This window comes from Priestia sp. MDV22-iso46 (assembly GCF_058629175.1).
Genome location: NZ_JBZVWT010000003.1, coordinates 505,170 through 526,841, shown reverse-complemented (window position 1 = coordinate 526,841; position 21,672 = coordinate 505,170). Strand labels below are relative to the sequence as shown.

Annotated in this window: 23 protein-coding genes and 3 pseudogenes; 10 read left to right on the top strand and 16 right to left on the bottom strand. The window is 38.7% G+C overall.

Annotated features, from left to right (window positions below; translation table 11 throughout):
* Nucleotides 1-13: 13 nt before the first annotated feature.
* Nucleotides 14-1,822, bottom strand: coding sequence for an assimilatory sulfite reductase (NADPH) flavoprotein subunit (locus tag AC4NPH_RS20185; RefSeq protein ID WP_029322735.1), 1,809 nt, complete (start codon nucleotides 1,820-1,822; stop codon nucleotides 14-16).
* A 618-nt stretch (nucleotides 1,823-2,440) separates the two neighbouring features.
* Here AC4NPH_RS20185 and AC4NPH_RS20180 point away from each other — a divergent pair.
* Complete coding sequence (locus AC4NPH_RS20180) at nucleotides 2,441-2,623, top strand: YolD-like family protein (protein ID WP_013057795.1); 183 nt, start codon at nucleotides 2,441-2,443, stop codon at nucleotides 2,621-2,623.
* A gap of 25 nt (nucleotides 2,624-2,648) precedes the next feature.
* Nucleotides 2,649-2,801, top strand: a complete 153-nt coding sequence (locus tag AC4NPH_RS20175) for a hypothetical protein (protein ID WP_013057796.1) — start codon at nucleotides 2,649-2,651, stop codon at nucleotides 2,799-2,801.
* Nucleotides 2,802-2,835: 34 nt separating this feature from the next.
* On the opposite strand, the gene AC4NPH_RS20170 is transcribed toward AC4NPH_RS20175, so the two are convergent.
* Both AC4NPH_RS20170 and AC4NPH_RS20165 read right to left on the bottom strand, forming a co-directional pair.
* On the bottom strand, nucleotides 2,836-4,443 hold the full coding sequence (locus AC4NPH_RS20170; RefSeq protein ID WP_013057797.1) for an MDR family MFS transporter: 1,608 nt from the start codon (nucleotides 4,441-4,443) through the stop codon (nucleotides 2,836-2,838).
* Nucleotides 4,444-4,465: 22 nt separating this feature from the next.
* Nucleotides 4,466-4,918, bottom strand: coding sequence for a MarR family winged helix-turn-helix transcriptional regulator (locus AC4NPH_RS20165; RefSeq protein WP_013057798.1), 453 nt, complete (start codon nucleotides 4,916-4,918; stop codon nucleotides 4,466-4,468).
* Between the two features lie 158 nt (nucleotides 4,919-5,076).
* Between AC4NPH_RS20165 and AC4NPH_RS20160 the strand changes: the two genes are divergently transcribed.
* A complete protein-coding gene (locus AC4NPH_RS20160) occupies nucleotides 5,077-5,826 on the top strand; it encodes a MerR family transcriptional regulator (RefSeq protein ID WP_053487456.1) in 750 nt (249 codons plus the stop codon).
* Nucleotides 5,827-6,080: 254 nt separating this feature from the next.
* Here AC4NPH_RS20160 and AC4NPH_RS20155 read toward each other — a convergent pair whose 3' ends face one another.
* From AC4NPH_RS20155 to AC4NPH_RS20140, 4 genes are all read right to left on the bottom strand, one after another.
* The gene (locus AC4NPH_RS20155) at nucleotides 6,081-6,614 is read right to left on the bottom strand and encodes a GNAT family N-acetyltransferase (protein ID WP_013057800.1); all 534 of its coding nucleotides are present in this window, start codon (nucleotides 6,612-6,614) and stop codon (nucleotides 6,081-6,083) included.
* A 44-nt stretch (nucleotides 6,615-6,658) separates the two neighbouring features.
* The gene (locus tag AC4NPH_RS20150) at nucleotides 6,659-7,030 is read right to left on the bottom strand and encodes a hypothetical protein (RefSeq protein ID WP_013057801.1); all 372 of its coding nucleotides are present in this window, start codon (nucleotides 7,028-7,030) and stop codon (nucleotides 6,659-6,661) included.
* 42 nt (nucleotides 7,031-7,072) lie between these two features.
* A complete protein-coding gene (locus AC4NPH_RS20145; protein ID WP_014459359.1) occupies nucleotides 7,073-7,264 on the bottom strand; it encodes a hypothetical protein in 192 nt (63 codons plus the stop codon).
* An 84-nt stretch (nucleotides 7,265-7,348) separates the two neighbouring features.
* Nucleotides 7,349-7,621, bottom strand: coding sequence for a hypothetical protein (locus AC4NPH_RS20140; protein ID WP_013057803.1), 273 nt, complete (start codon nucleotides 7,619-7,621; stop codon nucleotides 7,349-7,351).
* Between the two features lie 220 nt (nucleotides 7,622-7,841).
* Between AC4NPH_RS20140 and AC4NPH_RS20135 the strand changes: the two genes are divergently transcribed.
* Entirely contained in the window at nucleotides 7,842-8,075 is a 234-nt protein-coding gene (locus AC4NPH_RS20135; protein ID WP_064471850.1) for a hypothetical protein, read from the top strand.
* A gap of 15 nt (nucleotides 8,076-8,090) precedes the next feature.
* A complete protein-coding gene (locus AC4NPH_RS20130; RefSeq protein ID WP_013057805.1) occupies nucleotides 8,091-9,200 on the top strand; it encodes a GerAB/ArcD/ProY family transporter in 1,110 nt (369 codons plus the stop codon).
* Between the two features lie 20 nt (nucleotides 9,201-9,220).
* Here AC4NPH_RS20130 and AC4NPH_RS20125 read toward each other — a convergent pair whose 3' ends face one another.
* Complete coding sequence (locus AC4NPH_RS20125; RefSeq protein ID WP_053487457.1) at nucleotides 9,221-9,937, bottom strand: CPBP family intramembrane glutamic endopeptidase; 717 nt, start codon at nucleotides 9,935-9,937, stop codon at nucleotides 9,221-9,223.
* Between the two features lie 219 nt (nucleotides 9,938-10,156).
* Here AC4NPH_RS20125 and AC4NPH_RS20120 point away from each other — a divergent pair, with 219 nt between their 5' ends.
* The gene (locus AC4NPH_RS20120; protein WP_053487458.1) at nucleotides 10,157-11,344 is read left to right on the top strand and encodes a macrolide family glycosyltransferase; all 1,188 of its coding nucleotides are present in this window, start codon (nucleotides 10,157-10,159) and stop codon (nucleotides 11,342-11,344) included.
* 128 nt (nucleotides 11,345-11,472) lie between these two features.
* Here AC4NPH_RS20120 and AC4NPH_RS20115 read toward each other — a convergent pair.
* Nucleotides 11,473-11,592 (bottom strand): annotated as a pseudogene (locus AC4NPH_RS20115) (DUF6584 family protein); the annotation flags it as partial.
* Nucleotides 11,593-11,672: 80 nt separating this feature from the next.
* Between AC4NPH_RS20115 and AC4NPH_RS20110 the strand changes: the two are divergent.
* Nucleotides 11,673-11,852 (top strand): RNA polymerase sigma factor, encoded by a 180-nt coding sequence (locus AC4NPH_RS20110; protein WP_098764364.1) that lies wholly within the window; start codon nucleotides 11,673-11,675, stop codon nucleotides 11,850-11,852.
* A 121-nt stretch (nucleotides 11,853-11,973) separates the two neighbouring features.
* Here the strand turns inward: AC4NPH_RS20110 and AC4NPH_RS20105 are convergent, their stop codons facing one another.
* On the bottom strand, nucleotides 11,974-12,291 hold the full coding sequence (locus tag AC4NPH_RS20105) for a hypothetical protein (protein WP_013057808.1): 318 nt from the start codon (nucleotides 12,289-12,291) through the stop codon (nucleotides 11,974-11,976).
* Between the two features lie 206 nt (nucleotides 12,292-12,497).
* On the opposite strand from AC4NPH_RS20105, the gene AC4NPH_RS20100 reads away from it, so the two are divergent.
* Nucleotides 12,498-12,617: a DUF4023 domain-containing protein gene (locus tag AC4NPH_RS20100; RefSeq protein ID WP_013057809.1), complete on the top strand. Its 120-nt coding sequence runs from the start codon at nucleotides 12,498-12,500 to the stop codon at nucleotides 12,615-12,617.
* A gap of 172 nt (nucleotides 12,618-12,789) precedes the next feature.
* Nucleotides 12,790-13,830: pseudogene (locus AC4NPH_RS20095) on the top strand (alkene reductase); the annotation flags it as partial.
* A 29-nt stretch (nucleotides 13,831-13,859) separates the two neighbouring features.
* Here the strand turns inward: AC4NPH_RS20095 and AC4NPH_RS20090 are convergent.
* The 4 genes and pseudogenes from AC4NPH_RS20090 to AC4NPH_RS20075 all read right to left on the bottom strand — a co-directional run bounded on the left by AC4NPH_RS20090 (nucleotide 13,860) and on the right by AC4NPH_RS20075 (nucleotide 19,048).
* Nucleotides 13,860-14,582, bottom strand: a complete 723-nt coding sequence (locus AC4NPH_RS20090; RefSeq protein ID WP_029322755.1) for a GDSL-type esterase/lipase family protein — start codon at nucleotides 14,580-14,582, stop codon at nucleotides 13,860-13,862.
* 245 nt (nucleotides 14,583-14,827) lie between these two features.
* Nucleotides 14,828-17,866, bottom strand: a pseudogene (locus tag AC4NPH_RS20085) (efflux RND transporter permease subunit).
* Nucleotides 17,867-17,989: 123 nt separating this feature from the next.
* Nucleotides 17,990-18,439, bottom strand: coding sequence for a DUF6188 family protein (locus AC4NPH_RS20080; protein WP_013057813.1), 450 nt, complete (start codon nucleotides 18,437-18,439; stop codon nucleotides 17,990-17,992).
* Between the two features lie 33 nt (nucleotides 18,440-18,472).
* The gene (locus tag AC4NPH_RS20075) at nucleotides 18,473-19,048 is read right to left on the bottom strand and encodes a TetR/AcrR family transcriptional regulator (protein ID WP_013057814.1); all 576 of its coding nucleotides are present in this window, start codon (nucleotides 19,046-19,048) and stop codon (nucleotides 18,473-18,475) included.
* A gap of 260 nt (nucleotides 19,049-19,308) precedes the next feature.
* Between AC4NPH_RS20075 and AC4NPH_RS20070 the strand changes: the two genes are divergently transcribed.
* On the top strand, nucleotides 19,309-19,602 hold the full coding sequence (locus AC4NPH_RS20070; protein WP_013083888.1) for a DUF3817 domain-containing protein: 294 nt from the start codon (nucleotides 19,309-19,311) through the stop codon (nucleotides 19,600-19,602).
* 47 nt (nucleotides 19,603-19,649) lie between these two features.
* On the opposite strand, the gene AC4NPH_RS20065 is transcribed toward AC4NPH_RS20070, so the two are convergent.
* Nucleotides 19,650-20,024, bottom strand: a complete 375-nt coding sequence (locus tag AC4NPH_RS20065; RefSeq protein ID WP_029322762.1) for a DUF7674 family protein — start codon at nucleotides 20,022-20,024, stop codon at nucleotides 19,650-19,652.
* A 75-nt stretch (nucleotides 20,025-20,099) separates the two neighbouring features.
* Nucleotides 20,100-21,377 carry an imidazolonepropionase gene (gene hutI, locus AC4NPH_RS20060; protein ID WP_029322765.1) on the bottom strand — a complete coding sequence of 426 codons (1,278 nt, stop codon included), beginning with the start codon at nucleotides 21,375-21,377 and terminating at the stop codon, nucleotides 20,100-20,102.
* Nucleotides 21,378-21,672: the final 295 nt, after the last annotated feature.

Here is a 21,672-nt window from a genome sequence, read left to right as displayed (position 1 = left end):
CTCCTTTCAATCCTCAGTATACATCACGCTGATAACGTTTTTGTTTCTTCATTTCAGCAAGGTAACCTTCCGCCTGTTCACGGCTCATCTTGCCTTCTGTTTCGATAATTTCAACTAGCATGTTGTGCACGTCGCGTGCCATATTTGTTTTATCTCCGCACACATAAAAAGATGCGCCTTCTTCTAACCATTGGAATAATTCTTTACTATGTTCGAGCATACGGTTTTGTACGTATACTTTTTCTTCAGTATCGCGTGAAAACGCCACGTCCATTTTTGTCAGTACGCCATCTTTTAACCACTTTTGCCATTCTGTTTGGTAAAGGAAGTCTGTTACGAAGTGCTGATCTCCAAAGAACATCCATGACTTGCCTTTTGCCCCTGTTTCTTCACGCTCTTGCATAAATGAGCGGAACGGAGCCACACCTGTACCAGGTCCTACCATAATGATTGGCGTTTCTTGATCTTGAGGAAGCTTAAAGTTTTTATTGCTTTGAAGATATACAGGAATCGTATCGCCTGGCTGCAAACGTTCTGAACATAGGACGGAACAAACACCTTTACGCTCGCGTCCATGCGCTTCGTAGCGTACCGCTCCGATTGTTAGATGAACTTCATCAGGGTTTGCTGATAAGCTGCTTGCAATCGAGTAAAGGCGCGCTGGCATTTTACGTAAAATGGCTACAAACTCTTGTGCCGATACGTTCCATGGGCCGAAGTCACGAACTAAGTCAATCACATCACGGCCTTGTGTGTATGCTTTCAATTCCTCGCGATTTTCTACAAGCGCTTTTAACTTATCGTTTCCAGTAAGCTCAGCTGCTTGCTTTAAAAGCGGCTTTGTTAAAACGGTAATTTCAAAATTAGAGATTAGCGCTTCTCTAAGAGGACGCGTTTCTCCTTCTTTATTAACCGTTACATTTTCACTTGCATCCCACTTGAATTCGTTAAGAAGAAGATCCACAAGCTCCGGGTCATTTTCAGGATAAATACCTAAACTGTCTCCTGGTTCATACGTCAAACCTGAACCTTCTAGAGATAGTTCTAAGTGTCGCGTTTCTTTATTTGATCCGCGGCCGTTTAAGTTTAAGTTCTCAAGCACTTCTGCTTTAAAAGGATTTGTTCTTGAATATGGTGAAGTTCCTGCAGGAGCTTCCGCTGGAACAGCTGCCGAAGCGCTGTGTCCTTTCGCTTCGCTTAATCCATCAATAACACCTTTAAGCCATTTATTTGCGGGCTCTTCAAAATCTAAATCACAGTCAACGCGCGGATACAGTCTTTCACCGCCAAGTTCTGCTAAGCGCACATCAAATTCTTTTCCTGTTTGACAGAAAAATTCGTATGAGCTGTCTCCAAGCGATAAAACAGAGAAACGGAAGTTCTCAAGTTTTGGCGCTCGACGGCCGTGAAGAAATTCATGGAAAGATAGCGCATTATCAGGCGGCTCTCCTTCTCCATGTGTACTTACGACAATTAATAAATTTTCAAGTTTCTTTAAATTATTTGGTTTGAAATCATTCATAGAAGATACGGTTACATTAAAGCCTTTTGCTTCAAGCGTTTTGCCTGTATTTTCAGCAAGTCCTTGAGCATTTCCTGTTTGTGATCCATAAAGAATCGTTACGTCTTTTGAAACTGTCTGTTTCGTTTGAGCAGGCGCTGCTGTAGAAACGTCTGGCGTTCCTTCGGCAGACGTAGATTGAGATGCTGTTAAATAACCGCTCAACCACATTTTTTGTGCTTCTGTTAATGTCGGCAGAAGGCGATTAAGCAAATCTGCTTGTTCTTGATTAAAAGGGCTGTTTACTACCTTAAGTTGCAACACTGTCCACCTCACAAAAATATATAATTTAAATATGTATGCTTTTACGAATCATCTTCAACAACATTTAATACCTGTGTCTAATTAATCAATGATGTTTCCCTTCATACATTATTATTCCTATAGATTATATCAAATTTAATTATATAAATCATTAGAAAATTCTTATCAAATTCGTCTACCTGCATTTTATCGGAGAAGAATAAATTAGTAAAATACATATAATTGATAACTAGTATTAAGATCATTAATAATTGAAGCTGTAGTTACGTTTTTTATAAACACAGTTACTTCTATATTTGTTCATTCTACATCCTTCACATGAATATGAATATTTTGTAATTTTTAGAGAAGTTTTGTAGAAACGGTTTTCTTTCTCATCAGAATGTTACATAATAAATGTAACATTAATCCTTTTAAAAAACACTATACGGAAAAGACAGTATATTCTGAAATTTAGGACAGTTTATAGGTGGGCTAGCAACCTTTTATTCGATCTATTCATACACGTTGGAGAATATAAAGGGAAGCTTGCAGTACATAAAATTCCCTTTTGCTCATCTCAAATGAAAGGACTGGCTTTTAAATCAGGTAATCTTTTTTAAGGAGGCTTCTCGAATGTTTTTACGAGAATTAACGAAAAGTGGGACGATAACTGTTTCTTACTATAAAGATGGAACGTTGCAAACGTGCAAAGGCCGCGTGCACAACTTAAATCTCCATCAGCAAATTCTATCCGTAAAAGACGAAAATGAAGCCGTTGTTTCCCTTCAGCTTTCTGATATTAAATCCATTCATTAGTATGTAAAATTAAGGAGGAATTCTCATGTGGAAAGATAATAAGCAAGCGCTTACAGATTTTGTGTCGGAAGATCGGTTTGAACTGAACTTATATTTAACGTATTTGCTTGATCAAATTTCGTATGACACGTCTAAACAATCCCCTTTTCTTCGTAAGCCTAATGAAACAACTAGTTAATATAGAAAAAAGCGCACAAATTTGTGCGCTTTTTTTAACGTGATGGCTCTACTTCAGCAATGCCTTCTTCTGGTTTTTCTTCGGCTTTTTTATTTGAAAGCTTGATCTGCCTTAAGAACAATGTGCATACCGCTCCTAAAATAATAAAAGCTAAGCCCATGAAAAAGACGCTGTGCAATGCGCTCATTAGCGAGGTCTTCAAAATTGGCACAATGCTGTCTGAAAGGGCAGCTGGAATACTCTTTAGCGCTTGGGGGCTAAACAGCATCTGCAGCACACTTTCAGGATTCGTATCAATCGCTTTTTTAAACCCGTCCGCAAAAGCACTTGCTTGAGCAGGCAATGTGTTTAAATATGGAACGAGTTTGTCAGTAAGAAGCGTACCTGATTTTGCATTCATCACCGCTCCTAAAATGGTAATACCGAACGTTCCTCCAATTGAACGGAAAAATTGACTTGATGATGTAACCACACCGAGCTCTTCTTTTGAAAAGCTCTCTTGAAGAGCAAGTGTTAAAATTGGCATCACAAGACCCATTCCTAAACCGATTATGGCCATATAAGAAGTGGCAACAAGTTTGCTAGTATGAAGGTCTAATGTTGTTAACAAGAAGAACCCTCCTGCCATAATGAGCATACCAGTTACGATTTGAGGCTTGATTCCAACTTTATAAACAAGCTGCCCTCCAATAATACTTGTTACAATCATTGAAATCATCATCGGCGTCATAATGGTACCGGATTCCGAGGCGCTGACTCCAACGATTCCTTGCATAAAGAACGGAACAAACGTAATGGCTCCGAACATGCCGATGCTCATAAAAAAGCCAATGATATTTAAAAGCGTAAACGTTCGGTTCTTAAATAAATACATCGGAAGAATCGGCTCTTTGGCTTTCGTTTCCACAATAATAAAGCTTATGATCCCAACAACAGCCAGTGTAAATAGACTAACAATTTGCCAAGAGTTCCAGTCGTAGTCTTTTCCTCCAAAGCTCAGGGCCAGAAGCAAGCTCACTACTCCGATAACCATTGTGAACATACCCGCTACATCGAATTTAACAGGTCCCGTATGTTTCTTTCCTTGAAGTCCCAGTGCAATAAAAACGGTAGCGAGTATCCCTACCGGCAAGTTGATGTAAAACACCCATTTCCAATTCAGTGAATCAACAATCCATCCGCCAATTTGTGGACCAATGACAGAAGCAAGGCCGTAAATTCCTCCGAATACTCCTTGAAATTTTGCTCGTGCTTTTCCTGTAAATAAATCACCGATTACAATCATTGCCATCGGCATCATAACGCCACCGCCAATTCCTTGTAATGCACGGAATAAAATAAGCTCTGTCATGTTATTTGCCATTCCACATAGAGCAGAAGCGACCATAAAAATAATAAGTCCTGTAACATAAATTACTCTGCGTCCTACTAAATCAGCGAGTTTCCCTGCAATCGGAACAACCGTTGTCGACGTTAATAAATAGGCTGTTGTCAGCCATGTCATCATGCTCAATCCACCAAGATCTCCTACGATTCTTGGCATAGCTGTTCCGACAATGGTTCCATCAAGTGCAGAAAAGAACATCGCAATAATTAACCCAATTAATAAGAGCGTGCGCTTTGAATTTTTTTGATTTTCCATCGTGTGTCTCTCCTCTTTTTTGTTACTGCTGCTTATCTTTATAAGAAGCAGCTGACGTTGCAAGCTTTTTCGTAATAGAAGCCATCATAGAAAGCTCTTCTTCTGTTAAATGCAAAAGATAGCGGTCCATAATGGCTTTTCGACCATTCAGCACATCTTCAAGCTTGCGATGCCCAAACTCCGTTAAGGTAATATCAACGACTCGTCTGTCCTCTTTATTATGTTCTCTTACAACAAAATTGTGTTGTTCAAGACGATCTACTAAAAGAGTCACGGCGCTCGGTTTGACATCCATGAGTTCTGCAATTTGAGAAACCTTGCTGCTCCCTACTTTCTTTAAATAAGAAAGAACAAATAATTGCGTAGGAGTCATCTCATGCTCATTTAGGCTCTCCATCATTTCAGGTTGCATTTTTTCAAATAGCACTTGAAGCGATGAACGAATCTCTCCAAGATACTGATTGCTTTTTGTCACATCTATTCCTCCAGGCTTGCTTATTTATTTCATATTATAAATAGTTAATGCTAATTAAATATAAATGCATATAAACTAAAAGTCAATTATTTCTTTTTTAGTATTGACCCTTACGCTGCGTTATATTTTATAGTAGATTTCAGAAGGGAGATGAAAGAATGAACAGAAAAGTAAAAGAAGTTGCTGACTTAGTAGGAATCAGCGTCCGCACGCTGCATCATTATGATGAAATCGGGCTATTAAAACCTGATGCCGTTAGTGAATCCGGCTACCGGCTTTATTCACCGGCTAATCTCGATATGCTTCAGCAAATATTATTTTTTAAAGAACTTGGCTTCCCTTTAAAACAAATTCACGAGATTATAACAGATCCGACGTTTAATCGCACAGAAGCGTTGATACTGCAAAAAAACATGCTGATTGAAAAACGCAGTCGGCTCGATCAAATGATTGTAACCATTAATAAAACGATTCAATATGAAAAAGGAGCGATTGAAATGAACGAAAAAGAGCGGTTTAAAGGACTGGATTTTTCGCATAACCCCTATGAAGAAGAAGCACGGAAGCGCTGGGGAAATCAGCGGGTAGATGAAGCGAATGAAAAAGTACAAAGCTTCTCACAAGAAGAACAGCAGAGCATATCAAACGAATGGGAAAGTATCTACACTCACTTAGCTTCGCTTCGTGATCTGTCACCATCCTCTACAGAAGCTCAAAAAGCTATTGCGACATGGTATCAATTTTTAAATGAGAACTTTGGAACATATTCATTAGAAGCCTTTAAAGGTCTTGGAGAAATGTATGTGCAAGATGAGCGATTTACAACTAACATTGATCGCTATGGAAAAGGATTAGCCAAATTTATGAACGAGGCGATGAGTGTATTTGCGGAAGCTAAAAAACAATAAACAAAAAAAGAGTGAGATATAACTACGTCAATTCAATCTAAAGACGAACCATTGGCATACATGATCTGACCTGCTTGTTCCGCCGCCATTGATTTCCGTCCAAGGCTTCGCGTTCCGCGGGCGCCGCTGAGCCTCCAAAATCGTTAGAAGCATCTGCCTATAGGAAGCCTATGTTCATCACCACAATGAAAAAATCCGAACGATTCATCGTTCGGATTTTCATTCACTTAATATACTTTTGTCCCAGCCTCTTTTTATAAGTGAAGACCCATAAGCATTGTATTATAGTACACGCCATTTATATAGGTGTCTTTTTCTTTTAACCCTTCTGTTTGAAACCCTAGCTGCTTGTATAAAGAAATAGCTCTTTGGTTATCTTCTCGCGTCACAAGTTCGATTTTTTTTGTTTGTTTATTTGTACGTGCCCATTCAATCAGCTCAATCATTAGCTGTCTGCCTAACCCTAGCCCGCTATAAGATTTCTCTACTACAATACCGAGGATTCCCACATGCTTATTACGCGGGTTTTGAGACGAGGTGATGGATGCAATACTAATGATTTTCTCTTCTTTTTCAGCCACAACTATAAGAGCATTTTGCTCTTGTTTTACAGAAGCTAAAAACAGTTCGTACTCTGAAAGAGGTGTAAGAAACTCACCTTCTCCAAATGAAAGAAAATCGCTTTCTCCTCCTACCCGGTTGTAAAAAGCAATCATTTTCTCTGCGTCTTTCGGTGCTGCTTCTCGAATGCTGATGCCTATACCGTTCTTTAATGTACATAAACTCATATATCCATCTTCCTTTTGGTTATTCTTGTTTGCTTAGCCCAATTTTAGCGCTGTTTTTCTCTCCACTGATCTAACCACATGCGATTTCCTAAAGCTGTAAAATCATTTTCGTCGGCGTAGCGTTCAATGACGGAAAGCGCGTTGTCCTCAAGCATTGGTGAATAGCTCATGATTTCTAAAATATGATGTGCAGCCCATAGGTCAATTCGATAAGTAGGATTCGTCAGCAGTGTTGCAAATTCAAACAGCATGCCTGGATAATATAAATGAATGAGCTGCGCAATTTTTTTCATATCTTCTGCAGCTCGATTGCCTTTTTTTACAGATTTTTTATCTCGATAATCGATTTCATAATGAATTTTGGCGCTTTTTTGATAAAGATCAACTAGCGTTTCATACGTACGGTGTTTCCGCATTTCTCATCTTCCTTTGCTTCTAGATTTCCTCGTTTGAAGATGCTATAGTTCATTTTTAGGTTTCATATATTCAAATAAATGCAGCAAAAATATGATACTTCCACCAATACACATCACAAAACTTAACGTAGCAGGATACTGAATAAAGAAACCGACAACACCAAAAATCAGCATAGCAAGCGCTCCTATCATCATAAACAGATGATAAGCCGGTGTATTTTCTTCATTATTCATACATAACTCCTTTTCACTATTTTTTAAGTTATTAAAAAGATATGACACTTCTTTTGGACTATGATCTTTTATTTTGCTGCCGCTTTATTTCTTTAGTTTAGCACGAAGTAACGTGAGAAGGCCTCCTCCAAACATGACGCCACCCACAATTTGATACAGATGTATGTAGCTTTTTATCGTTTCAAGATACAGATCCGTGTCTGCGTTCCCTTGACTTTCTAGCCATTTTTCACCCATGGCCTGCCCTGTTGCAACGCTTTTTAACAAAACGACCAGGCCTCCAAGCATGACAACAGCGGCGATAATAAGCTGCACCTTTTCTTTGTCATCTAGCATTTTTTTGAGCTCATCTGCCATATATATCTCTCCCATCCTTACCTTGTTATGTATCTACTTGTTTGTAATCATGCTGTTTTTTCTATTATAACGCTCAACTTGGTCATTATAACACGGTTTTGCCCTGGCTTTAGTCTTACTTTTCATAAATCAAGCCTTTTTGGATCATACTATATTTGAAACACAAGCGTCTTTAACATCCCTTCATCATTTTTAAAGGGTTACTAATTGAGGTTGATACATGCTTATATTTTTAGGGGTTTTTTTACTTTGTGCAGCTGTTTGTTTAGTAGAAATACCTTATTTAAAAAAAGTGAACAGTAAAAAAGAAAAGCAAATTTTTTGGAGTTTGTTCATAGTAAGTATTTTAATTGTTAGTTTAAAATACGGCGGTGTGGAGGTTCCTAACCCCGGGGACGGCATTGCTTTTTTATTAAAACCTTTTAGTGATTTTTTGTTCAGTCTGTTGAAATAAAAGGAAGTGAACAATGTGCATAGTCAGATGAATTTATCCGCAGCACAGTTTCGAATACTCGTCATTTTTTATAGTTTAGGCGACACCATTTTAGTCGTTCCTGGAAGCTTAACGGCTGATTCTAAACAAGAGGCATGGATTCCAGCTATTTTAGGCGTAGGTGTAGGCGTTTTTCTTGTATGGATGTATATCAAACTTTCTAGCCTTTATCCTAATAAAACGCTCATGGAACTAAACGAAGCCATTTTAGGCAAGTGGCTAGGAAAGTTTGTATCTCTTTTATTTGTCGCTTCTACTCTTCTTTTTTGCAGTCAAGTTTTGTTTTACGTGGGCTCGTTTCTAACAACTCGCATTATTATTCAAACACCTATGCTTGCTGTTCATATTTTGTTTATGGGAATTGTGATTGTCGGCGTTCGGCTTGGCATTGAAACGATTGCCCGCTGTGCTGAAATTCTCTTTCCTTGGTTTGTTATTCCGTTCTTAATCTTAGTTTTTTCGATCTTCCCTCAAATTCATTATGAGAATTTGCAGCCTTTGTTAGAGGTAGGCGTTAAGCCTATTATCAGATCTATTCTGGTATTTACAAGTATTACTTCTCTCACTTTTATTGTATTGCTAACCGTTTTCCCTGCTCATGTAGCGGAACCAGATCAGCGAAACCGCGCTTTTTTTACGGGAAGCTTAATCGGCGGAGGCATTATGATTATTATCTTATTGCTTGGCATTCTTGTACTTGGAAATACGTATACACGTATTGCTTTATATCCAAGCTATGAGCTTGCAAGACGGATCGAAGTTGCGGATTTTCTGAAAAATATTGAAGTAATTATGGCTATTATGTGGTTTTTATCTCTTTATTTTAAAACGTCTCTCTACTATTATGCGACCGTTTCTGGACTCGCTCAAATTCTTGAATTAAAAAACTACCGAATTTTAACTCTTCCGCTAGGCATTATTGCCGTTACATTTTCACTTATCGTGTATCCAAGCATTCCATATGAACAAACGTGGGACAGAGATACGTGGATTCCGTATAGTCTGTTATTTGGACTATTTTACCCTCTTGGATTATTAATTGTTGGGAAAATTCGCGTAAAGCATTCTGCATCTTTATCCAAATAAAAAAGCCACTTAAGCGGCTTTTAAAAGAAGACGGTTATACTCACTAATCCATTCCACAGCATATGTAAAATCATAGATGGAAAAATAGATTTTGTTCGATAATAAATAATGGCAAAGACAAGTCCCATGACGGTAGCTGTAATCGGAAAGCCAATATGTAACAGACCGAATACAATAGCGGAAACGAAAATGCCTACAAAAACGTGATGGCGTTTGGTTAAAAAACCACATAAAACACCTCTATAAAGCAGCTCTTCTTTAATAGGCGTAATGACTGCTACACTTATAAAGAATATCCAGCTTGAAAGCAGCGTTTGATTAAAACTGCCTTGGTTTAAATCTTTTTGCTGCTGATTTGCGCTTTCTACGTTTAAAAATGAAAGCATCACGTACTGCACCGCGGCTACAATTAAAAAGCCTACCACAATATATACATACGTTTTTCTTTCTTTTAATACTGAGACGTTCCACATAGGCTTTAAAAATCTGCGCACAGGCCTGTACAGCACCGCAACGCCTAGAAAAAACGCCGCGTCTACCAGCAGGGCATATGGCCCTTCTAATAAAATTCCCGTCATATTTGAACCCGTAACTTCATCGTAAATAGCTACTCCAATTCCGGCTATAATCTGCAGGCCAAAGCCTAACACGATAAATAGAAGCAGCGTGAAGTAAGTAAACTCTTTTTTCTTTTTAGGCTTTAAAACCGGCTCTGAATTTGTTGATAACGTACTCAAAATAGCAACCTCCAAAAATGATTCTTTCTCTCTAGTGCTCTCAAAATTCTACCATAACCTCCGCTTAATGATGTTATTTTTTAGGAAAAAAGTTATATTTTTTCACATTTTATACACAAAGTTAAGGTTTTAAAAGATAAATGCGCTAGCCAAATTAGTTGTCAACTTCCTTATATTTGATTACGCTTGAAGAAATCTTACCGAAAGTGAAGTGAAAAAATGGCAAACATTTTAATGATCAATTTTCCCGCTGAAGGTCACGTAAACCCAACGCTTGGAATGGTAAAAGCTTTTTCAGATCGAGGTGATACCGTTCATTACATTACGGCCGAGCGTTTTAAAGAGCGTCTTGAAAACGCCGGGGCTATCGTACACACTCACCGGGACTTATTAAGCGGTGTATCCATCAAGCCTGAAACTGCTCAAGGAATCAACGCCTTTTTAAATATCCACATCCAAACGTCTTTAGATACGCTGAAGCTTGTTCATACATTATCAAAAAAAATTGACTTTGACTTTGTGTTTTACGACAAGTTTGGAGCAGGGGAATTAGTACGTGATTATTTGCGAATTCCCGGGATTGTATCATCTGCTTCTTTTTTAATGCCAAAAGAACGCTTAGCAATGATGCCTCTGCATCCGGATTCAGACGTTCCATTTAAACCTGACGAAAAAGCTCAGTACGGGCTCAGCTTGCTCAAAAATCAGTTTGGCGTAGAACCTAAAAATCTGCTTCAATTTATGAACAATGAAGGCGAATTAACGGTCGTATACACAAGCCGCTTTTTTCAGCCGCTTCATGAACGTTTTGATGAATCCTGTTTATTTATTGGGCCAAGCTTTCCAAAGCGTCACACCTCTCATGATTTTCCGTTAGAAAAGCTAAAAGATGAAAAAGTTCTTTATGTTTCAATGGGAACAGTACTCGACGATGTAGAAGGCTTTTTTAACCTTTGCATCGACGCATTTAGCGACTTTGATGGAAAAGTTGTGATTGCAGCAGGAGACCGGGCTGATTTTAAAAAGATAAGAAAAGCACCAGAGCATTTTATTATTTCGCCCTATGTTCCTCAGCTTGACGTGTTAAAAGAAGCTGACGTTTTTATCACGCACGGAGGCATGAACAGTGTAAATGAAGCTATTCATTTTAACGTACCGTTAGTCGTTTTACCTCACGGAAAAGATCAGCCGCTCGTTGCTCAAAGGCTCGTGGAGCTAAACGCCGGGTATCGCTTAGCAAAAGAAACGGTAAATGCCTCGCTTTTAAGGAGTGCCGTTGACGAAGTCATACATGACGACCGCTACAAGAAAGGGATAAAAGAAATCAACGTAAGTTTCGAACAGGCAGCTGGACCCGCCGCTGCAGCCGAAAAAATTGTAAATCACGTAGTGAAGCAGCATTCATAAAGAAAAGGTGCACATCTGTGCACCTTTTCTTCATGAAAACAGCCATGTACAAACTGTATATACGCCAATGATTAGTAAACTGACGACTGTAAGGAAAATCAATGCACATCCAGCTACAATAAGTTTATCAGCTCATTTGGATACGTAACGAGCAAACTGTGCAGGCGGTCTCTCACTTTCCCCAAGTTCCCTTGTTCGATATCTCGTTGAATATTTTGCCTTGTTTTTTTTGATACTACATCGCTCATAAGCCTCTCCTTTTTAGGTGTTTATACTCATCTTAACGAGGGTACAATGAACTATAATTGATTTTCGAAGGGGCTCGGTTATGAACAATGATCTTTTACTCATTCAAGAGATAAAAATCCGAAAGAAAGAAGCACTTCATCAGCTTTACAATCGATATGAATCGCTTTTGTATCGTCTTGTCTATTCAGCAGTAAAAAGATCCACATGCTTGCGAAAGCATCTTAACAGAGCTATTCAAAGAAATTTGGCATTCCCCTGATCTTTTGGTCAAAGAACGTACGCTTTCTCATTCCTTGTGCAAGCAGTGTGTAAAAAATATAAAAAAGCACAGCCAGCACTCGGAGAGGATATCGTGGTAAATCATTTGTTTGCTGTACATACTATGAATACAAATCCATATGACTAAAATAATCGAAAATATGATTTAAATCTGTAATCTTTATGCTATGAGTGCTGTAAGCAACGATTATTTCAGCCAGCATAAGAACGAATAAAATGGCCAAAAGCACCTTAACAAGCGGAAATTGTCGGAACTGAGGAGAAAAAAGCAGTTTACTGACTGTATACAAAAACAGCAGGATAAAGTAGATCATCATGGCATTTGTCGCCTGAAGGGGCACATTCCAGACAAATATGTACACGCTGAATGTCAAAATCAAAATAAACGACATTTCTTTCCCGCTAAAAAAATCACTCATTGCGTAACACCTTTTCTTGTTCATGAATGAATAAGAAATTATAAACTCACGAAACATTAACATTATTTTTACAACAGTATACACGATTTTCCTGTTGATTTCTATATACCAGTGCACATATGAAGTTGCTTTTAACGGATTCGCGTCATGTTTTTACGTGCAATGGGTTATAGTAACAGGGAAAGTTCATAAAGGAGGTTTGGATAATGGAAAACACAAATGAATTTGTTCAAAAACTGAATGACAATCAAGAAAAGCAGCGTAAAAACAAGCAGGGTCAAGCTACTGGACATCCTGAGAAAAAACTTCCTAATAAACAGCATTAATGTTGTAAAAGTTGGCTGTAAAGACAGCCGGCTTTTTTTTCTGAACTTTTTCGGAAGTCGAAATGTTTGAAGATAAAACAAATCCCCTGTTACAATAAACTGAACCCGCTGCAAAACGTTCGCAGCTATACTTTCCTCTTAAGGAGCTGAATATAAAATGAGTAAATTTGAAAAACTATTCCAACCAACAAACATTGAAGCATTTGATTTACACACTCGTACAGCAATGGCACCGATGACAAGATGCTTTGCTGATCCAGAGACAGGCGTAGTCGGTCAAGACGTTGTAGACTATTACCGCCGCCGCGCAAAGGATGGTATTGGCTTAATTATTAGTGAAGGAATTGTTATCAGCGAACGCGCAAAAGGAAATCCTGGCGTTCCGGGTATCTATACCCAAGAACAAATTGATTCATGGAAGCCTGTAACAGAAGCTGTTCATGAAGAAGGCGGCACGATTATCGCTCAAATTTGGCACGTTGGCCGCTTGAGTCATTCCGGGTTAATCAATGGGCATAAGCCTCAGGCCCCTTCCGCTATTGCGGCACAAGGCCAAGTGCCTCGTTTCCGCAAGCCCTACGAAGAGCCTGAAGAAATGTCAAAAGAAGATATTAAAGAAGTTGTAGAACAGTACGCTCAAGCCGCTAAAAATGCCATTGAAGCAGGATTTGATGGCGTTGAAATTCACGGTGCTCACGGCTATTTAATCGATCAGTTTAATTCAGACTGGTCTAATAAACGCACTGATAAATACGGAGGCGACCTTGCACAGCGATTAACGTTTATGAAAGAAGTGATTTCGGCTGTTATCGACGCCATTGGAAAAGAGCGCGTTGTGATTCGCTTCTCTCCTCATAAGCTTGATAAACCAGACTACCGCTGGGACGACACTGAAAAAGCTATTCAAACGTATACAGAAGCGTTTAAAGAAACAGGAATTGAGATCATCCATCCGTCTATGCTGGATTTTTATGAAGATGTTCAAAACGGTCAAAATCTTTATGAAATTACGCGTAAGTACTGGGATGGACCGATTATCGGCGTAGGTGACTTAACGCCTGAATCAGCTGAAAAAGCGCTGCAAGCCGGCTGGATCGACGTAGCTGCTATTGGCCGCCCGCTTATTTCAAATCCTGATTATTTACAGCGCATCAAAAACGGAGATGCTCTTGTCGAATACGATGCTAAAAAACATTTACCAGAGCTTATCTAAAAAAAAGCGCTCCTTTCGGAGCGCTTTTTTTATTGGTTTACGTATGCCTGAACCTCTTGTTTCCAAATAGCATAGCCTTGGCCTTTTAAATGAAGACCATCAACCGTGAAATTACTTTTTAACTGATTATGTGTAGATACTTTCGAATACAGGTCAATGTAAGAATCGTTGTGTTTCTTAGCTAAACGCTTTAAATAGTTATTTAATGCGATAACATCTTTATTGTCCACTGCGTCGCCGCATTTTTTATTGTTCACGGGCAGTACACTTTGAATATAGACTTTTGTATTCGGTGATTCTTTATGAATACGTTCAAGAATTTCAGCGTAATTGGCTTTGGTTTTTTTTACAGATTTTTGCTCATTTAAATCGTTAATGCCAATCATTAAGAAAATCTTTTTTGGCTTAGCATCTGTAATACTTTTTAGACGATGCAATACCCCTTCTGTTGTATCATCGGCTACGCCTCGATTGACAATCTGCTTATTATGAAAAAGTTCGCTCCATTCAGAGCGCTGGGTAATGCTATCACCGAGAAATACGATTGACTCTTTAGGAATACTTAATTGCTTGAACAAAGTGGTCCGTTCAATGTAATAAGGATTATCTCTATAGCTTTGCTTAGACGAATCCTTAGATGACAGCGGATTTTTCATCGCGCTGCTGCTTGTTGCATAAAAAGCAAAAACACCTATGAAAAGGACATTTAAGATAATGGAACTGATAAATACAACTTTCTTTGTTGAACTCACGAAAACGACACTCCTGTACTTTGTATGTTTTTTAGATAACTCTACGATGATATAGTAAAGCTTCCTGTTAACACTCTTTCCCTCCATACAAGACATTTAATCATTTTTTGTAAATAATGACTTTACATAAAAAAGAAGCGGCGCTTGAAAGCGCCGCTTCTTTTTCTATAATATAAGGGGTTAAAACGTACTTTTATTATAACATATAGTCTATGGTCATATTTTCCTCTATTAGAAAATAGTTCTTATGTCGTTTCTTTTTCCAGCTGTTTTTCTCTTTTCACTTGCTTTGCGAAGAAGAGTTCGTATACCACTGGAATAATAATTAAGGTAAGAAGGGTAGATGACGCAAGCCCTCCGATCACCGTGATAGCTAAGCCTTTTGAAATCAGCGTTCCGCTTGATGTAGTAAGCGCCAGCGGAATTAATGCAGCAATGGTAGCAAACGCCGTCATTAAAATTGGACGCAAGCGCGTTTTCCCAGCTTCAATAAGGGATTGGCGGATCGTCATGCCTTTTTGTTCACGATTTTGGGTAATTCGATCTACAAGTACAATCGCGTTTGTTGTAACAATTCCAATCAGCATTAAGAATCCAATCATGACGCTGACGGACAGCGGTTCTTTTGCAAGTACTAGACCAACTAACGAACCGATTGGCACAAAAATGAGTGACGATAAAATGATAAATGGAATACGCGCTTTTCCAAACGTAACGAGCATCGTTAAATACACAAGGCCGATTGCCGTTAAAATAGCTAGACCTAGAGATTGGAAGACTTCCACTGTCTCGTCGCTTCCGCCTCCACCGTCCAAGCTCACATCTTTTGGCAAGTCTAACTTTTTCACTCCATCTACAACATCTTTGGTCACAGCTTGAACATCATCGCCTTTAATATCTGCTTCCACTCGCGCAAATACTTTGCCGTCAAGCTTTTGAATAGAAGTGAACGTATCAATTGTACGAACGTCAGCAATATCTTTTACTAACACAGGCCCTCGTTCTGTAAATACTTGAAGATCTTTAATTTCTTTTACTGAACTAAGGTCTTTATCGTACGAAAGCTGAACCGCTCGTTTTGTATTATCTAATTTTAAGTCTCCAACGGATACTGGTTTGGTTTGGTCGGAGATTGTACCAAGCAGCTGAAATCCAGATACTCCGTACTCTGCGGCTTTATCAGGATCTACTTCTACTACAAGCTGCTTTTGCTTATCTGAGAAGTTATTTGTTACATATTTAAGACGTTTGTCTTTGTTTAAGTGGTTTTCCACTTGCTTAGCTGCCTTTTGCAAGTCATTTAAATTAGAAGAATATAAATCAACCGTTACGTTATTATTTGTAGGAGGCCCTCCTGTTGATGCTTCTTGTACATTAACTGTTGCTTTAGGCGATTCTTCTTTCGTGATGCTTTCCATTTTCTTTTGAACTTTATCAATAAACGTATCGACATTCACGCCTTCTTTTACGTTCAAGAAATAGCCAACTTGGTTCGGGCGTTTTACACCTGTTGAAAAGTCGCGTGATCCAACTTCCGTAGTCACATCTGAAATTTCATTTTGATCCGCAAACATCTTTTCAATTTTTAAAGATACATCGTTTGTTTTTTCAAGTGATGTAGATGCCGGTAATTGAACGTTGGCCTGAAGCATTTTTTGTTCTTCATTTGGAATAAACGTAAAGCCAAGTGAAGGAACAAGTGCAAATGAGCTAAACAGTAAAATAAAGGATAAAATTAAAATTTTGATTTTATGATTAAGCGACCATGCAATCGCTTTTGCATATCCGCGCTGCAGCTTTCCTTCTTTTTCTTCAGGCGGTACTTTTTTAAATGCAAACTTTGCTAAAATCGGCACGATTGTAATCGCTACAAGAAGAGATGCTAACAGTGAAAAAACAACTGTTAAGGCAAACGGCAAGAAGAACTCTCCTGTAATTCCTCCTACAAAGCCGATTGGCAAGAATACGACAACCGTTGTAATGGTAGACGAGGTAATGGCTTTTAAAATCTCTTTTGTGGACGATTCGACAAGCTCGTTGCTCATGCCTTCTTCTGAACGGCGAACGCGTCTAAAAATATTTTCAATCACAACAATACTGTCATCCACTACGCGCCCAACGGCTACAGCCATTCCGCCTAGTGTCATAATGTTAAGTGAAATATCAAGCTGGTTTAAGAAAATAGCTGATACTAACAGCGATAATGGAATCGATATAATGGCAATGATCGTAGCGCGGAAGTTACGCAAGAAAATCAGCACGGCAAGTTACGCAAATAATGCTCCGAGCAATCCTTCGCGCACTAATGTTTCAACAGACTTTTCAATGCCGTCAGCTGAGTCAAAGCCGATTGCGTAGTCTAACTGATCGTCATATTTTTTCAAAATTTTCATCGTTTCGCTCGCCACTTCAACCGTATTAGCATCTTGTTTTTTTGTGATGGCCATCGACAGTGCATCTTTGCCGTCATAGCGTGTATATTCGCCTTGTTCTGTTACGGCTTCGACTTTGGCAATATCGCCAAGCTTCACAGGCTTTGCTTCAGGATTCGTCGTAGATTTCAGCTGGATTTTCTTTAATGCATCGATCGTCGCAACTTTTTCTTCTACTCGCACTGGAATTTGAAGCTCTTTTCCGTTTAATGTTCCTGCTGGGAATGAAACAGCTTTTTGATTAATTTGTTCTTTCATCCCATCAAGCGTTAAGCCAGCTTGAGCTGCTTTTTCTTTATCGACCGTAATTTGTAAAAGGTCCTCTTTCACGCCGCCAACTGAGACGGAGTTAATACCTTGAATTTTATTCAATTCAGGAATCACTTCATCGTTTAATACTTTTTCAAGATTTGCATCATCTTTCGCAAACAGTGAAATGTTGAAAATCGGGAATGAACCAAATGAAAAACGGTTTACGTCTACATTTGATGACTCTGGTAAATCTAATTCTTTTATCGACGAGTTAATTTGCTGTTCAACTTTATCTAAATCCGTATTAAACGGGAATTCTAAATTAATAATACCGACGTTTTCATACGATACGCTTTGTACGCTTTTAACGCCTTCAATTCCTTTCACTTGGTCTTCGATTTTCGACGTGACGCTTTCATTTACGTCATCAGGAGAAGCCCCGGGATACGTTGCTTCAATGGACAGCTGCGGAAATTCGATATTCGGCAGTAAATCAATTTTTAGTTTTGAAAATGAATATAGCCCCGCTAAAATAAGTAAAAATGAAACGATAAACACAGCTACCGCATTTTTTAAACTAAATCTCGTCAAAAAATTCATCTTTTTCCTCCGTTACGTAACTAAGTTATTTGAAAAGCCTTCATCCTTTAATAGCTGCAGACCCGTTTTATTTTTTTTAAACAATTTTAGAGTACCCGCGGGTCAGTTTTTCGTGAAAAAAACTCACCTCCTTTCATGTGCTGATGAACTGTCTATACAAACTGAAATTTGATGGTCGCACGCTCCCCCTGGCAGCGAGATAAAAGAAAAGCCGTCTTGACCATATAAATCCCAACCTTCAAAAAAAGAGCTGTCGTGAAACATATCTAGCGCATACCCATTAGAAAATGTAATTCGAAGTATACCGATATCTTCATACCACTGTATAGAGATAATGTGCTGGCCAAGCAGCAGTGCTTCGACTTGCTGACGCTGCTCGGCAGAATGTAGCGATTTCCAGTCCGCTTGACCAAGCAAGATGCTGCGTTTGTTTTTTAGTCTCCATGGACATTCTGCCACAAGTCCACCTTTACTAAATCCAAGAGAAAACGGCAGGGTATTGTCTGTGTTAACCTTGGTAACGGTTTGTTCTTGAAAATATGAAAAATTAATTACTGTGCTGCTGGTATTCATCATATCCCTCCATTATCAACCAGTACCGACGAGTCATTTTTGGGTCTCAAAATAGCAGCCTTCAATGTATAAGTTCACAATGAACTCCGCATAGTTCATGATATCTTCTTCTGTTATATCATCGTCGGAAACGATATCCATCTTATACCCATTTAACATGCTGCAAAACGCTTTTGAGTGTAAGAAAGCATTTTTTATTTTCTGCTCTTCAATCAATTTAGCAACAAGCCCGTGATAATCCTCAAAAAATTGATGAAGGCGACCCATCATTTCTGGCATTTGGTGAGGGGCTTGCCAAAAAGAGTCCGGATATTTTTTAGTTTCGTAAAAAAAGAGCAGGTGATGCTTCGCAATTGAATACAGCTTTTCATGAAATGTTTGGCATTCATCCGTTCTTCGCTTTGCATGATACAAAAACTCATCAAACGAACGATTGTTCACAGCGATATAAAGCGACTCTTTAGACGAAAAGTACAAGTAAAGCGTTCCTTTAGATACACCTGCTAGTTTAGCAATATCAATCATTTTTGCTTCATAGTAGCCTTTGGATCCGAACACTTCAAAAGCAGCATCTAAAATTTTCTCTCTCTGCTGTTTTCGGTTTGTCATGGTAAAAAATCCTCTCATACGTTTTCGATACTATACATATAAAATAATTAAAATAACTTGTCAACACGTAGTGTGCTCTTTTATCCCTTGCATCACAAGAGTAGGTCAGTTTTTCAAACAAAATACTTCTATAAAGCAAATTAAAGCGTTTCCGACTTTTTTGTGACAGATACAAATGATGCTTGTATATGAAGAGCTCGCTATGGTACATTTTTGTCATTGATACAGAAATTTATTCCGTCGTTACGGGAGGAGAAAACATGGTTCTTACATCACCAATCGGTCGCCTGCGTTTAGTAGGAATTTTAGAAGGAATTTCATTTTTACTGCTGCTTGGCATTGCTATGCCGCTAAAATATGCAGCAGGCATACCCGAAGCTGTATCAGTTGTAGGCGCAGCACACGGTGCACTTTTTGTGCTGTACGCTCTTGCAGTCGTTCATGTGAAATTCGCGCATAAATGGTCAATCGGCCGCTCTTTATTTGCATTTCTTATGTCGGTTATTCCATTTGGTCCTTTTATTTTAGAGAGACAGCTGAAAAAAGAACAGTAAAAGAAAAGAACGTCACGGACATCATGTTTCCATGACGTTCTTTTTCCTTACTGTTCAGCACTGTTTTCGCTAAAATGGTCAATCGTTTTCCACCACTTCAGTGAGTGAGGTTTTAATAGCATTCCAATTTCTTCTGGGCTAATTTGCTGATCTATAATCATTTCATGCATTGCTTGAAAGAGTCCCGTTGTAACAGCTTCTTTCACATCAGCTTCACCTTCTATATACAGCTGTTCAATCGCTTCAAATACGTCCGGTTCACGCTGGAGCTGGCCGTTATATTCAAGAGAGATTAAATGACCCGCAACACGGCTTAATTCATGCTGCAGCTCGTCTTTATCGTTGAGGTCCACTTCTTCGCTTGGCTCAAAAGATGGGCAAGCTTCTTTTAGTAATGGAATAACATTTTGTTTTGTAATCATATCTAAATTCCCTGCCTTTGCATGTGTGACAAATTCTCTATTCTTTACCCTTTTCTCTTTTTCTATAAACTTGTTTTACAAAACTTTTCCGTTTTCTACAACTACTTCTCCTTTTTTTACTACGCAGTCAATATGATTTAAGCCATACTGATATTGAAGGGTTCGATAACTAGAGACATTAAAAATCGCTAGGTCAGCCTGTTTTCCGGCTTCAATACTCCCAATCTTATCTCCTTGATTAATAGCATGAGCTGCGTTAAGAGTTGTGGCTACAAGCACTTCTTCAGGACTCATGTTCATATTCATACATGCCAGGTTCATCACAAATTGCTGTGAAGTCGTTGGAGATGAACCTGGATTGCAGTCTGTAGAAAGAGTAACCGGAACTCCTAAATCGATCATTTTTCTAGCATCTGGCCATTTCATTCCAACAAATAAGGAATTCCCGGGTAAAAGTGTGGCTACGATCCGTTTTTCAGCCAGTTTCTTTAATCCTTCATCAGAAGCATACAAAAGATAATCTGCTGATATCGCTCCTACCTCTGCTGCGAGCTCCGCTCCTCTGCAGTATTCAAAGGGGTCGGCATGTATTTTAGGAAGCATGCCATATCTTTTCCCGGCTTCGAGTATTTCTTGACATTGTTTGAATGAAAAAGCATTTGGAAGACATACAGCATCATTAAATGCTGCAAGGTTATAAGAAGAAATTTGAGGAATCATTTCGTGAATAAGTAAATTGACGTATTTCTGCGTATCTTTTTTATATACAAGAGGTACGACGTGTGCGCCTAAAAAGGTACTTACTACATCAACTGCGTGCGTATCATTCAGCATTTTAGCGATTTGCAGCTGCTTTAGTTCTGTTTCTAGTTCTAAGCCATACCCGCTTTTCACTTCTATAGTTGTGACTCCATGAGCTAGAAAAGACGTAAGACGCTCATAACTCTGCTGATAAATCCGGTACGCATACTCTTCCTGTGTTTGAACGACAGTGGAGTGAATACCTCCACCTTCTTCTAATAAATCCAAGTAAGAAGTTGGCCTTTCAAACCGCCTATAAAATTCTTCTTCACGCGAGCCAGCGTACACGGCGTGTGTATGGGGATCAATCAGACCCGGAGTCACAATTTTATGAGAAGCATCAATAATCGTTGCGTCATTTCTTTCCCTTTCATATTTTTGTTCTAGCTCTTTTGTTGTACCTACGGTCACAATTTGATCTCCTTCTATCCAGACTGAGCCATTTTCAATCACCGTCAAGTTCCTCATTTCTTTTCCAGCTAAAGGACCTTTATTTTCTTTGGCCGTTACAACTTGCGAAGCATTTTTAATCCATAGCGCTTTTTTTGACATCGTTGAATTTCCCCCTTTTCTAGCATGTACCACGTTTTGGGGCCTCATGTTTACCGTAAACTCATTTAGATTCACCTACACATTTCGCACCTCTGCCTTCTTTCTTGTAGGTAGAAATTTGAAAAAGCATGTCCATGGTCTGAAAAGCGTGTTTTTAAGTCTTTAAAGCTAGATAACTTATATTTTTTTCAATTATATACGCTTTTAGACCCTCCTTTTCTCCGTTTTCTTACTTATCGACTCTCGTTTTATACAAATATATCCTTATATACTAAATCTTTTATCACATGTATTT

Excerpts from the sequence above, each read along its gene's own strand:
- AC4NPH_RS20180 (WP_013057795.1), top strand. The coding sequence starts at position 2,441 with ATGTTTTTACGAGAATTAACGAAAAGTGGGACGATAACTGTTTCTTAC.
- AC4NPH_RS20175 (WP_013057796.1), top strand. The coding sequence starts at position 2,649 with ATGTGGAAAGATAATAAGCAAGCGCTTACAGATTTTGTGTCGGAAGAT.
- AC4NPH_RS20170 (WP_013057797.1), bottom strand. The coding sequence starts at position 4,443 with ATGGAAAATCAAAAAAATTCAAAGCGCACGCTCTTATTAATTGGGTTA.
- AC4NPH_RS20160 (WP_053487456.1), top strand. The coding sequence starts at position 5,077 with ATGAACAGAAAAGTAAAAGAAGTTGCTGACTTAGTAGGAATCAGCGTC.
- AC4NPH_RS20155 (WP_013057800.1), bottom strand. The coding sequence starts at position 6,614 with ATGAGTTTATGTACATTAAAGAACGGTATAGGCATCAGCATTCGAGAA.
- AC4NPH_RS20150 (WP_013057801.1), bottom strand. The coding sequence starts at position 7,030 with ATGCGGAAACACCGTACGTATGAAACGCTAGTTGATCTTTATCAAAAA.
- AC4NPH_RS20145 (WP_014459359.1), bottom strand. The coding sequence starts at position 7,264 with ATGAATAATGAAGAAAATACACCGGCTTATCATCTGTTTATGATGATA.
- AC4NPH_RS20140 (WP_013057803.1), bottom strand. The coding sequence starts at position 7,621 with ATGGCAGATGAGCTCAAAAAAATGCTAGATGACAAAGAAAAGGTGCAG.
- AC4NPH_RS20135 (WP_064471850.1), top strand. The coding sequence starts at position 7,842 with ATGCTTATATTTTTAGGGGTTTTTTTACTTTGTGCAGCTGTTTGTTTA.
- AC4NPH_RS20120 (WP_053487458.1), top strand. The coding sequence starts at position 10,157 with ATGGCAAACATTTTAATGATCAATTTTCCCGCTGAAGGTCACGTAAAC.
- AC4NPH_RS20110 (WP_098764364.1), top strand. The coding sequence starts at position 11,673 with ATGAACAATGATCTTTTACTCATTCAAGAGATAAAAATCCGAAAGAAA.
- AC4NPH_RS20105 (WP_013057808.1), bottom strand. The coding sequence starts at position 12,291 with ATGAGTGATTTTTTTAGCGGGAAAGAAATGTCGTTTATTTTGATTTTG.
- AC4NPH_RS20100 (WP_013057809.1), top strand. The coding sequence starts at position 12,498 with ATGGAAAACACAAATGAATTTGTTCAAAAACTGAATGACAATCAAGAA.
- AC4NPH_RS20080 (WP_013057813.1), bottom strand. The coding sequence starts at position 18,439 with ATGAATACCAGCAGCACAGTAATTAATTTTTCATATTTTCAAGAACAA.
- AC4NPH_RS20075 (WP_013057814.1), bottom strand. The coding sequence starts at position 19,048 with ATGACAAACCGAAAACAGCAGAGAGAGAAAATTTTAGATGCTGCTTTT.
- AC4NPH_RS20070 (WP_013083888.1), top strand. The coding sequence starts at position 19,309 with ATGGTTCTTACATCACCAATCGGTCGCCTGCGTTTAGTAGGAATTTTA.
- AC4NPH_RS20065 (WP_029322762.1), bottom strand. The coding sequence starts at position 20,024 with ATGATTACAAAACAAAATGTTATTCCATTACTAAAAGAAGCTTGCCCA.
- hutI (WP_029322765.1), bottom strand. The coding sequence starts at position 21,377 with ATGTCAAAAAAAGCGCTATGGATTAAAAATGCTTCGCAAGTTGTAACG.